At 67.9% G+C, this 11259-nt stretch carries 11 protein-coding genes and 1 pseudogene; 2 read left to right on the top strand and 10 right to left on the bottom strand.

Annotation, left to right across the window (positions count from 1 at the left end):
- Positions 1–471: pseudogene (locus ACE3SS_RS13310) on the bottom strand (hypothetical protein); the annotation flags it as partial.
- A 182-nt stretch (positions 472–653) separates the two neighbouring features.
- Here ACE3SS_RS13310 and ACE3SS_RS13305 point away from each other — a divergent pair.
- Both ACE3SS_RS13305 and ACE3SS_RS13300 read left to right on the top strand, forming a co-directional pair.
- Entirely contained in the window at positions 654–1139 is a 486-nt protein-coding gene (locus tag ACE3SS_RS13305; protein WP_374594707.1) for a tyrosine-protein phosphatase, read from the top strand.
- A 168-nt stretch (positions 1140–1307) separates the two neighbouring features.
- Positions 1308–2207 carry a metal-dependent hydrolase gene (locus ACE3SS_RS13300; protein WP_374594705.1) on the top strand — a complete coding sequence of 300 codons (900 nt, stop codon included), beginning with the start codon at positions 1308–1310 and terminating at the stop codon, positions 2205–2207.
- Here the strand turns inward: ACE3SS_RS13300 and ACE3SS_RS13295 are convergent.
- The 9 genes from ACE3SS_RS13295 to ACE3SS_RS13255 all read right to left on the bottom strand — a co-directional run.
- Entirely contained in the window at positions 2173–3177 is a 1005-nt protein-coding gene (locus ACE3SS_RS13295; protein ID WP_374594703.1) for a PEP-CTERM sorting domain-containing protein, read from the bottom strand. The genes ACE3SS_RS13300 and ACE3SS_RS13295 overlap by 35 nt on opposite strands.
- A gap of 123 nt (positions 3178–3300) precedes the next feature.
- Positions 3301–4011: a hypothetical protein gene (locus ACE3SS_RS13290; protein WP_374594701.1), complete on the bottom strand. Its 711-nt coding sequence runs from the start codon at positions 4009–4011 to the stop codon at positions 3301–3303.
- 34 nt (positions 4012–4045) lie between these two features.
- Positions 4046–5245 (bottom strand): polyphosphate kinase 2, encoded by a 1200-nt coding sequence (gene ppk2 / locus ACE3SS_RS13285; protein WP_374594699.1) that lies wholly within the window; start codon positions 5243–5245, stop codon positions 4046–4048.
- 130 nt (positions 5246–5375) lie between these two features.
- On the bottom strand, positions 5376–6194 hold the full coding sequence (locus tag ACE3SS_RS13280; protein WP_374594697.1) for an alpha/beta fold hydrolase: 819 nt from the start codon (positions 6192–6194) through the stop codon (positions 5376–5378).
- A gap of 22 nt (positions 6195–6216) precedes the next feature.
- Positions 6217–7881 carry an acyl-CoA synthetase gene (locus ACE3SS_RS13275; protein WP_374594695.1) on the bottom strand — a complete coding sequence of 555 codons (1665 nt, stop codon included), beginning with the start codon at positions 7879–7881 and terminating at the stop codon, positions 6217–6219.
- Positions 7882–7989: 108 nt separating this feature from the next.
- Complete coding sequence (locus tag ACE3SS_RS13270; protein ID WP_374594709.1) at positions 7990–8694, bottom strand: ABC transporter ATP-binding protein; 705 nt, start codon at positions 8692–8694, stop codon at positions 7990–7992.
- 11 nt (positions 8695–8705) lie between these two features.
- Positions 8706–9554, bottom strand: a complete 849-nt coding sequence (locus ACE3SS_RS13265) for an ABC transporter ATP-binding protein (RefSeq protein ID WP_374594693.1) — start codon at positions 9552–9554, stop codon at positions 8706–8708.
- Positions 9551–10636, bottom strand: a complete 1086-nt coding sequence (locus ACE3SS_RS13260) for a branched-chain amino acid ABC transporter permease (RefSeq protein WP_374594691.1) — start codon at positions 10634–10636, stop codon at positions 9551–9553. Before ACE3SS_RS13260 ends, ACE3SS_RS13265 begins: the two co-directional genes overlap by 4 nt.
- Positions 10637–10653: 17 nt before the next feature.
- Positions 10654–11259: branched-chain amino acid ABC transporter permease (locus tag ACE3SS_RS13255; protein WP_374594689.1), on the bottom strand; the 606-nt coding region annotated here is incomplete at its 5' end.

The raw sequence follows: 11259 nt of genomic DNA, 5'->3' as shown, positions 1-11259 counted from the left end.
CGACAGCGGTGCCGACTGCTGGGCCAGTTCGTCCTGAATGTGCGTCATCGAGATGTTCATCGACAGCGCCGCCTGGATGCCGCGCAGCTCGGTCGCGGCGGGCCAGTCCTTGCGGCGGGCGATCACGCTCACCAGGGTGGCGGTGTGCAGCGCATGGGCCACGCTGTAGCGGGCGAGCTTGTCGGGGTGGTCGCTGACGACCAGAAAGATCGCCAGGTCGGGGTCTTCGTGCGCCAGCCGCTTGAGCATGCCGGCGCATTGCGCGAGCTGCGCGGCGGCGTCGCCGCAGGTCAATGGCGCGTAGAGCACGCCGGCCAGGTGTTCGGTAAGCAGCTGCCATTGCGTCAGCCGCACCGACGTGGCGGCGGCGCTGCTTGCCGCGCCGGCGCCGGTCGAGTCCGCGGCCATCTGGAACTCTGCATGCATGTGCGTCACCTCGTTGTTCGGCGAAAGATGGGCCTTGCGCGGCATGGCCCTCCGCGTTTGAGGCCACCATACGCCGGCGGTGCTCGGGCCGCCAAGGGCGGTTACGCGCGACGGCGCCTTGGCGGTGTGCAGAACGCACGCGATCGCCAAGATGACGCGCTTGTCACGGCGAATCGCCCCGCGTCGCCCCGCCCGGCGCTTGCCCGCTTGAGCGCAGAATCCGGGGCATGCCGACCTGCACTTTTCGCTCGCTCGCCTTGCCGCCCACCGCCCAAGGCGCCTTGTGGCTGTCGTCCATGCCGGGGCGACTGGAGCCGTGGCCCGATTTCTTGTCGGAGGCTCGCCGCGTGGGCCTGACGGCGGTGGTCTGCCTCAACCCGCTCACCGAGGTGGCCGAGCTCTCGCCGGCCTACCACGCCGCCATTCGCGCCGGCGAGCTGCCGTTTCGCTTCAACCACATCCCGATGCGCAACTTCGGGTTGGCGGCGCAGGCGGATCTGTTTCGCGCCTCAATCGAAGGCGTGGCCGACGAGCTGCAGCGCGGCGAGGTCGTGCTGCTGCACTGCGCCGCCGGCATGGGCCGCACCGGCACCGTGGCGGCCTGCCTGCTCAAGCGCCTCGGCCTGCCCAAGCTTGACGCGCTCGACCGCGTGCGCGCGGCCGGCTCCAACCCCGAAAGCGCGGTGCAGTCCGGGTTGGTCGACACTTTTTGAGCGGGCTCGCGGCAGGCCATCCCGCCGTGGCAGGAAAACCCTAGGCGGGGCTGTCGTCAATTCATACCCGCTGTCACGACCGATCCTAGAGATCGGGTCGGCGGCTGCCTACAGTGCGTGCCGCAGCATCCGATTTCTTAATCCAGATTCACAAAAAGTGGCCCCGACATGAAACCGAATCAAGAGCATCACCCCATCGTTCCGCGTGAGCGTCTCGACTTCGATCTGGGCAACCGCGCGATCCCCCAATACTGGTTCGATGGCGATCCGTTCAAGACCCGCATGTTCGACGCCATGTCGCTCATCTTTCCGCCGGGCGAGCGCTTCTTCATGACTTGCGTGCGCGACTTCCGCGATCGCATCCAGGACAAGCAGCTGATCGACGACATCAAGAGCTTCAACCGGCAAGAAGCGCAGCACAGCATGGTGCACAACCAGTACAACGACCGCCTGCGCGAGCAGGGCATCGATGTGGACGGCCTGACCAAGTCGCTCGAATGGCTGCTGTTCGACTACATGCGCGGACGCCGCTCGCGCGAGTGGACGCTGGCGCAAACCGCCGCGCTCGAGCACTTCACGGCCATCGGCGCCTTCATGATCTTCGGCCGCAAGGAAGTGTTCGACAAGGCCGACCCGCGTTTGCGCGCGCTCTACACCTGGCACGCGCTCGAAGAGGTCGAGCACAAGGGCGTGGCCTACGACGTGATGCAGCAGTACGCCAAGGTGGGCTACCTGCGTCGCACGCTGACGCTGATCGAGACGTCCATCATGTTCCCGGCCACCATCGGCTACTTCATGCACAAGATGCTCAAGGCCGACGGCTTCGGCTTCTGGGCGCGCGTCAAGCTCAACATCAAGGGCTTCTGGTGGCTGCTCAAGCCGGGCGGCCTGCTGATGCCGCTGACGCTGCCCTTCCTGCGCTACTTCGTGCCGGGCTATCACCCGTGGGACGAGGGCGAGGTGCGCGGTTACCAGCTGTGGCTGGACGTCTTCAAGCGCACCGGCAACCCGGTGGCGGCCAGCGACGCGGTGCTCAACCAGCGAGGCCCGCGGTCGGTTGCCGCCTGAGCCGCCGCGCCACGCGTGCCGCGGCCATCAGGCCCAGCCCCGTCAAGACGTAGGTCGAGGGCTCGGGGATGGGCGGCTGCGAGATGTACGTCGGCACGGCCTCCAGGTAGGTGCTGCTGCCTGCCGTGACCGACAGATCGGCCGTGGCGCTGCTCGAACCCGTGTTGGCCCACTGCACGGCAAAGGGCGTGGCGCTGGTCGAGTAGTTCAGCGTGAGCGGCAATTGCGACGGGTCGCCGCCGCGATACAGCGTGACATTCAAGCTCGCGTCGATGGGCGGGTACACGTTGAAGTCGCTGTAGGTACTGCTCGATGATGCGCCGTCGGCCGACGTGCCTTGATGCGACAGCGAAACCGACACGCCCGCGTTTTGGTACGCGGTGACGTTCATCCAGTCGGCTGTCGAGGCATCGAGCGCGGTCTGCAAGAACGACAGATCGCGCGTCATTTGAACGCTCGCCGAGCCTCTGATGATCAGCAGGGTGTTGGCAGACAGCGTGATGGCCGGCGTCACCGGGGTGCCGGTTTCGGGGTCGGTCAGGCTCGACAACGCGCCCGTGGCGCCGTTGCCCACCGACGTCATGGGCGAACGGATGGGCGTGACCTGGCTCAATGACACCGACGAGGCTGTTTGCAGCTGGCTGGGGCCCGCGGTGGCTTGCGCTGATCCGTTGACTGCCGTGGCCGTGGTGGACTGCGCGGGCAGGAAGCTGTTGGTCGGCAAGGCAAAGGACACGGCATTGGGGCTGCCCGAGTAGTAGCCCGGATCAAGGGTGCCGTTGACGGAGAACTGCACCCAGGGTGTGACGCCGTCGGTGGGATCGAGGTCGATCAGCTGATAGCTCAGGTTCGACAGCGAGGCGCTCGAACTCATCAAGATCGGATCGTTGGCGTGCGCGGCGGTGGCGACCATCGCCAGCGCGATGGCCGAGGCCAGCGACGTGACGCGAACAGCGGTAAACGGATTCATGGTTCCTCCTGAATTGAGCGGGTTGTGCATGCCGCCGATGGTCGAGGCATGACCGCGGCAGCGTCAAGAGCCGCGCGCGACGACGGCCCGATAAAGAGGCGGACGCCCCGCGTTCAGGTGGAATCAGCGCGCCGCCGGCGCGTTTTGCATACCGGGTGTGGCAACGGGTGCCGCGAGCAGCGGGCCGCTCAATTGGCTGAAGGATCGGGGCGCCACGTACTGCAGCACCTCCCTGCCCCGGGTGTCGAGTGCCAGGCTCAGGCCGATGCCGGGGTAGAGCCAGTACTCGAGGTGGTCGTTGCCGCGGATGCGCCGGGCCGGGCGGCCGAAGCGCTGCGAGACCATCGCCTCGTCGAGTTGGGCGGACGGGATGAAGGTCAGGCCGGCAATCGGCCGTGACAGCAGCGCGGTTCGTTCGGTGACGGGCAGGTTGTAGCGCCGCCCGCCGCTCTCGAGCGGTTCGGACTTGACGGCGAGCCGCTTGAGTCGCTCGATCTCGGCGGCGTCGAGTGCCACGTTGACGATGAGCTTGCCGGTGATGCCGCCCACCGAGGCGTTGTCCTGGTAGGCCTCCAGCGCGCCGGGCTCGCCGGCACTGGCGATGACCGCCACCTGCAGCTCGCCTTGCCTGCCGCCGAGTTGCTGCTGTGCGTCGCCCAGGGTGCTGGCGCGCGGGCCGAGGCGCAAGCCCATGACCTCGCTGCCGCCATCGTCGAAGGTGCGGACTTGCCAGGGCGGCGCGTTGCCGTCGGGCGCGCGCCCGCCGCCCAGCCAGACCACGAGTGCGGACAAGGCCAGCGCGGCCAGCGTGACGAGTGCGACGGTGCGTTTCATAGGGGCGCCATCATAGGCACCGCTGCCGGCCGCGTCAGGCTTCGTCGTGCGTCACCGCCGGCGTCTCGCCGCGTTCGTAGACCACGTTGGCGCGCCCCACCAGCAGCGGGTCGGGCTGCGGCACGTTGGTCAGATCCTTGTTGGCGTAGGGCAGCTTGTGCAGCAGGTAGCGCATGCCGTTCAAGCGTGCGCGCTTCTTGCAATCGCTCTTGATCACCGTCCAGGGCGAATCGGCCGTGTCGGTGTGGAAGAACATGGCTTCCTTGGCGCGGGTGTAGTCGTCCCACTTGTCGAGCGAGGCCTTGTCGATGGGCGACAGCTTCCATTGCTTGAGCGGGTGGGTCTCGCGCTCCTTGAAGCGGCGGCGCTGCTCTTTCTGGCTCACCGAGAACCAGAACTTCACGAGGTGCACGCCCGAGCGCACGAGGTTGCGCTCGAACTCGGGCGCCTGGCGCATGAACTCCTGGTATTCGGCGTCGGTGCAAAACCCCATCACGCGTTCGACGCCGGCGCGGTTGTACCAGCTGCGGTCGAACAGCACGATCTCGCCGGCCGTGGGCAGGTGCTGCACGTAGCGCTGGAAGTACCACTGGCCGCGTTCGACCTCGCTGGGCTTTTCAAGGGCGACCACGCGGGCGCCGCGCGGGTTGAGGTGCTCCATCAGGCGCTTGATCGTGCCGCCCTTGCCGGCGGCGTCGCGCCCCTCGAACAGGATCACCACCTTCTGCCCGGTCTGCTTGACCCACATCTGCAACTTGAGCAGCTCCACCTGCAGGCGGTACTTCTGCTTCTCGTAGGCCTTGCGCGACATCAGGTTCTTGTACGGGTACGTCGTCGCGTCGCGCCACTGCGGGGCCAGCTCTTCGTCGGGGTTGACCTTGGGCGTGGTCGTGTCGAGCTTGCCGAGCAGCGCCTTGCGCAGGACTTCGGCGTCGTCGGGCGAGGAGCCTTTGAGCACGGCCTCCAGCGCGCGAGCCAGCTCGGTGGGGGGCGTCTGTTTCACGATGTCGTGCAGGGCCGCGACCTTGGCGAGCTGGGCGGACTCCGTCGCCTGCTGCGCCACGTAGTGCTCGATGCCCTGCTTGCTGCTTGACGGGGCAATGTCGCCGGCGCTGGTGCGCCGCGCGGCGGCTCGCGTCTTGCGGACCGGCTTGGCGCGAGCGGTGGGCGCGAGCGGCGGGCTGGTGGTCTGGCTGGCGCGAGGGGTGCGGCGTGGGGGCGTGGTCTTGTCCATGACGATCAGGCAAGGTTGGTCAGATCGCCAAGATTACGCCGCCGCGTGCTTCATGACAATTTGAAGAAGGCGGGCCTCTGCCAGCCATTTCACGCTCCCGTGGCTGATCGGGGCGCCGAAGCGGCGCGGGTCAACCCGTCTTGCGCATCGGCGCGGCGTGCTCGCCGAAGAACGCCAGCAGTTCGTCGGCCACCTCGTGCGGCGACTCCATCTGCATCCAGTGGCCCCATTGCTTGAAGTGCAGCACGCGGCGGGCGCCGAAGCGGTCGGCGTAGTGGCGGCTGATGTATGGGTCGAGATCGCCCCACACCACGATGGTCGGCACTCGCGCGGTCACGGCCAGCAGGCGCTGCTCCCAGTCGCCCAGCTTGGCGGGGTCGGTGGCGCGGTAGAGCTTGAGCACCGTCTGCTTCATCGCCGGGGACATCAGCGCGTAGGCTTCGTCGATCTGCGCGTTGGTCAGCGAGGGCGAGCCGCGGCGCATTTCCTGGCGCAGGGCGAAGCGGCTCATCAACAGCATGCTCAGCTCGCCCAGGATCGGCGTGCGCCAGACGCGGCCCCAGAAGTGCCAGCGGTAGCTGCCGTGGAACACGGTGTTGAGCACGGCGATGCTCCTGACCTTGTGCGGATGCTTGACGGCCCACGCCAGCCCGAAGGGCCCGCCGAAGTCGTGCACCACCAGGTTGAGCGGCTCCGTGATGCCGATGGCGGTGACGAGGTCGTCCACCCAGCGCGCCACGCCGTCGGCCGAGGGGTCGAAGTTGGCCAGTGCCTCGGAGCGGCCGAAGCCGGGCAGGTCGGGGGCCAGGCAGCGGTATTCGCCTTTCATGTCGGCGATCACGCCGCGCCACACGTCCGCCGAATCGGGGTTGCCGTGCAGAAAGAGCGTGGGGGTGCCGCGGCCCTCGTCAACGAGGTGCACTTTGCCGCCTTGAACGATGAGGGTCATGCCAGTCCTTCGGTGCGGTCGCTCAGGGGTTGATGGCATCGGCCGAGCCCGCGCGCTTGCGCAGCTCGAACTTCTGGATCTTGCCGGTGGACGTTTTCGGCAGCTCGCCGAAGACGATGGCGCGCGGCACCTTGAAGCCGGCGAGGTGCTGCTTGCAGAACGCCATCAGCTCATCGGGCGCGAGTTGAACGCCGGGCTTGAGCTCGACGAAGGCGCAGGGCGTTTCGCCCCATTTGTCGTCGGGCTTGGCCACCACGGCCACGGCCATCACGGCGGGGTGGCGGTAGAGCACGTCTTCAACCTCGATGGACGAGATGTTCTCGCCGCCCGAGATGATGATGTCCTTGCTGCGGTCCTTGATCTTCACGTAGCCATCGGGGTACATCACGGCCAGGTCGCCGGTGTGGAACCAGCCGCCCTTGAACGCCGCCTGCGTGGCCGATGGGTTCTTCAGATAGCCCTTCATCGTGATGTTGCCGCGGAACATGATCTCGCCCATGGTTTCGCCATCGGCCGGCACCGGTTGCATCGTGATGGGGTCGAGCACCGTCACGGCGCGCTGCAGGTGGTAGTTGACGCCCTGGCGCGCGTTGAGGCGGGCGCGCTCGCTCACGTCGAGCTGCTGCCAGGCCTCGTGCTTGGCGCACACCGAGGCCGGGCCGTAGACCTCGGTGAGGCCGTAGACGTGGGTGATGTCGAAGCCCAGGGCTTCCATGCCCTCGATCATCGCGGCCGGGGGCGCGGCGCCGGCCACCATGGCCTTGACCTGATGGTTGATGCCTTGCTTGACGGCGTCGGGCGCGGCGATCAGCGTGTTGTAGACGATCGGGGCGCCGCACAGGTGCGTGACGCCGTGGTTGCGCACGGCGTCGAACACGGCCAGGGCGTCGACCTTGCGCAGGCACACGTTCACGCCGGCGCGCGCCGCCACCGTCCACGGGAAGCACCAGCCGTTGCAGTGGAACATCGGCAGCGTCCAGAGGTAGACGGCGTGCTTGGGCATGTCCCACTCGAGGATGTTCGACACCGCGTTGGTGGCCGCGCCGCGGTGGTGGTAGACCACGCCCTTGGGGTTGCCGGTGGTGCCCGAGGTGTAGTTGAGCGCGATGGCGTCCCACTCGTCGGCCGGCAGTTGCCATTCAAAGCTGGCGTCGCCTTGCGCGATGAAGGCCTCGTATTCGATGCTGCCGATGCGCTCGTTGGTGCCCGAGTAGAGCGTGTCGAACACGTCGATCACCAGCAGCGGCGCCTGGCTGGTGCGCAGCGCGATGGCGCGGGCCACCACGGGGGCGAATTCGCGGTCCACCAGGATGGCCTTGGCCTCGCCGTGGTCGAGCATGAAGGCCAGCGCCTCGGCGTCGAGCCGGGTGTTGAGCGTGTTGAGCACCGCGCCCGCCATCGGGATACCGAAGTGCGCCTCCACCATCGGCGGCGTGTTGGGCAGCATCACGGCCACCGTGTCGTTCTTGCCGATGCCGTGGCTGTGCAGGGCGCTGGCGAGCTGGCGGCTGCGCTGGTAGGTCTGCGCCCAGGTGTGGCGCAGCGCTCCGTGCACGATCGAGAGGCGGTCCGGGTAGACGCGCGCCGCGCGTTCGATGAACACCAGCGGCGACAGCGCGCTGTGGTTGGCCTCGTTGCGGGGCAGGTCTTGGTCGTAGATGCTGGCGGGGTGGCTGGGGCTGGTCATGATCGCGGACTCCAAAGGAACCCAGCATCGTGGAACGCCCGCTGGTGCGGGGCAACAGGCGAACTACTGACCCAAAATGGCACAGTCGGCGCCCGGGCCCCGGCGCGATCAAAGCCCCAGGTAAGCCTCGCGCACCTTGGGGTCGTCCAGCAGCTGTTGCGCCGGCCCTTCGAGGGTGATGCGGCCGGTGTCCATCACATAACCGCGCTGCGCCATCTGCAAGGCGCGGTGGGCGTTCTGCTCGACCAGCAGCACCGTCACGCCCTGGGCGGCGATATCCGCCACCACCTCGAAGATCTTGTCGACCATGATCGGCGACAGCCCCATCGAGGGCTCGTCGAGCAGCAGCAGCCGGGGGCGGGCCAGCAGCGCGCGGCCCATCGCCAGCATCTGCTGCTCGCCGCCCGACAAGGTGCCGGCGAGCTGGCGATGGCGTTCTTTCAGGCGCGGGAATCGCGCGTAGACCGCTTCGATGTCAGCCTCGATGGCCTCGGCATCGTCGCGCAGGTAGGCGCCCATGCGCAGGTTCTCTTCGATGGTCATGCGCGCGAAGATGCCGCGGCCCTCGGGCACCATCACCAGCCCTTGCGTCACGCGCTGCCAGGCGGCGCCGGTGTCGACGCGCTGGCCGTCGAAATGCACTTCGCCGGCTTGCGGCTTGAGCAGGCCGGTGATGGCCTTGAGCGTGGTGCTCTTGCCCGCGCCGTTTGCGCCGATCAGGCAAACGAGTTCTCCGGGGTAGAGCCGCAGGCTCACGCCCTGCACGGCCTGGATGCCGCCGTAGGCCACGCGCAGGTCGCGCACATCAAGCAGGGGGGCGGCGCTCACGAGGCAGGCTCCGGGTTGGGGGCGTCGTCGCCGACTAGCGGGTCGCCGATCGGGCCCTCGTGCTCGGCTTCATACGGCTGGTGCGCGCTGCCCAGATAGGCCTCGATCACCTGCTGGTTGCGCTGGATCTCGGCCGGCGTACCTTCGGCGATGCGTTGGCCCTGGTCGAGCACGGTCACGCGGTCGCACAGGCCCATCACCAGCTTCACATCGTGCTCGATGATCAGCACCGTCTTGCCCTGGTCGCGAATGGCTTCGATCAGGTCACGCAGTTGCAGCTTTTCGGTGGCGTTCATGCCGGCCGCGGGTTCGTCGAGCGCGATCAGCTTGGGCTCGGTGGCCAGGGCGCGGGCGATCTCCAGCCGGCGCTGGTCGCCGTAGCTCAAGGTGTGCGCGGCTTGCGCGGCCTGGTTGCCGAGCCCGACCAGTTCGAGCAGGCCCTGGGCGCGCTCCACCGTCTGCGTTTCTTCGCGCTTGAAGCCCGGCGTGCGCAGCACCGCACCGAGCAGGCCGGCGCGGGTGCGTACGTGGCGGCCGACCATCACGTTTTCAAGCGCGGTCATCTGGCCGAACAAACGGATGTTCTGGAAGGTGCGCGCAATGCCCGCCTGGGCCACGCGGTGCACGGCGCTGGGCTTGTAGGCGCGCCCGCCGAGCTCGAAGCGACCCGAGTCGGGCGGCACCAGGCCGGTGATGACGTTGAAGAAGGTGGTCTTGCCCGCGCCGTTGGGGCCGATCAGGCCGTAGACCTGGCCCTTGTGCACTTGCAGGCTCACGTCGTTGAGGGCCTGGACGCCGCCGAAGCGCTTCGAGACGCCCTGCACGTCGAGCAGCAGCGCGCTCATCGCGAGGCTCCCGCCGTGGGCTGGGCTGCATGCTCGGGCGACGGCCACAGGCCACGCGGACGCAGCAGCATCACCACGATCATCGCCAGCGCCACCAGCAGTTGGCGCAGGATGGCGGCGTCGATGCGGCCGCCTGACAGGTCTTGCAGCGGCCCGCCGACGTAGCGCAGCACCTCGGGCAGGGCGGCCAGCACGAAGGCGCCCAGGATCACGCCGGGCACGTGGCCCAGGCCGCCGAGCACGATCATCGCGATCACCATCACCGACTCCTGCAGCGTGAACGACTCCGGCGACACAAAGCCTTGAAACGCCGCGAACAGCACGCCCGCCATGCCGCCGAAGGTGGCGCCCATGCCGAAGGCCAGCAGCTTGAGGTTGCGCGTGTTGAGGCCCATGGCCTTGGCGGCGATCTCGTCTTCACGAATGGCCATCCAGGCGCGGCCGATGCGCGAGCGCTGCAGGCGCAGGCTCAGCACCACGCTCAGCACCACCAGCGCCAGGAAGAGGTAGTAGTACAGCGTCACCGAGGCCAGCTCGAAGCCGCCCACCTTGATCGGGTGGCCCAGGTCGAGCGCGCCGACGCGCAGGCTGTCGATCTGGTCGATGCCCTTGGGCCCGTTGGTGAGGTTGACCGGCGCATCGAGGTTGGTCATGAAGACGCGGATGATCTCGCCAAAGCCCAGCGTGACGATGGCCAGGTAGTCGCCGCGCAGCTTGAGCGTGGGCGCGCCGAGCAACACCCCCGCGATCGCGGCCAGCCCGGCCCCCAGCGGGATCACGGCCCAGGCCGAGATGTGCAGGCCGTTGGGGAAGTGCGCCGCGATGGCCGGGAAGGTCTCGGTGAGGTGCGGCGACGCCAGCAGCGCGAACAGGTAGGCGCCCAGCGCGTAGAACGCGATGTAGCCCAGGTCGAGCAGGCCGGCGTAACCCACCACCACGTTGAGCCCCAGCGCCAGCAGCACGTAAAGCAGGGCGAGGTCGATGATGCGTACCCAGGCCAAGCCGAAATGCTGAGCCAACAGAGGCGTGAACAGCAGGGCGAGGGCGCTCAGCAGGAAGGTCGGAAGGCGATGGTTCTGCATGGGGCAGTCGAAGGCGATCAGGCGCGGTCGGCCACGCGCTCGCCCAGCAGACCTTGCGGGCGCAGCGTGAGCATCAGGATGAGCACGAGAAACGCAAAGATGTCTTGGTACTGGCTGCCCAGCACGCCACCGGTGAGCTCACCGATGTAGCCGGCGCCGAGGGTTTCGATCAGACCCAGCAGCACGCCGCCCACCATCGCGCCGGCCAGGTTGCCGACGCCACCCAGCACGGCAGCCGTGAAGGCCTTGAGCCCGGGCAGAAAGCCCATGGTGTGCTGCACCGAGCCGTAGTTGGCGGCCCACATCACGCCGGCCAGCGCGGCCAGCGCGGCACCGATGGCGAAGGTGGCCGAGATCACGCGGTCGGGCTGCACGCCCATCAACTGGGCGACGCGCGGGTTCTCGGCCGTGGCGCGCATCGCGCGGCCCAATCGGGTGCGGTGCACGAGCAGCATCAGGCCCGCCAGCGTGAGCGCCGTCACCACCAGGATCACGATTTGCGTGACGTTGATGCTGGCGCCGTACAGGTCGAACGGTTCGTCGGGCAGCAGGGTGGGGAAGGACTTGTAGGTCGGCTTCCAGATCATCATGGCCAGCGTCTGCAGCAGCAGCGACATGCCCAT

Source organism: Aquabacterium sp., assembly GCF_041915145.1.
GTDB lineage: Bacteria > Pseudomonadota > Gammaproteobacteria > Burkholderiales > Burkholderiaceae_C > Aquabacterium.
Note: the sequence above shows the minus strand (reverse complement) of the source record. Positions and strands in the feature narration are given on the sequence as shown.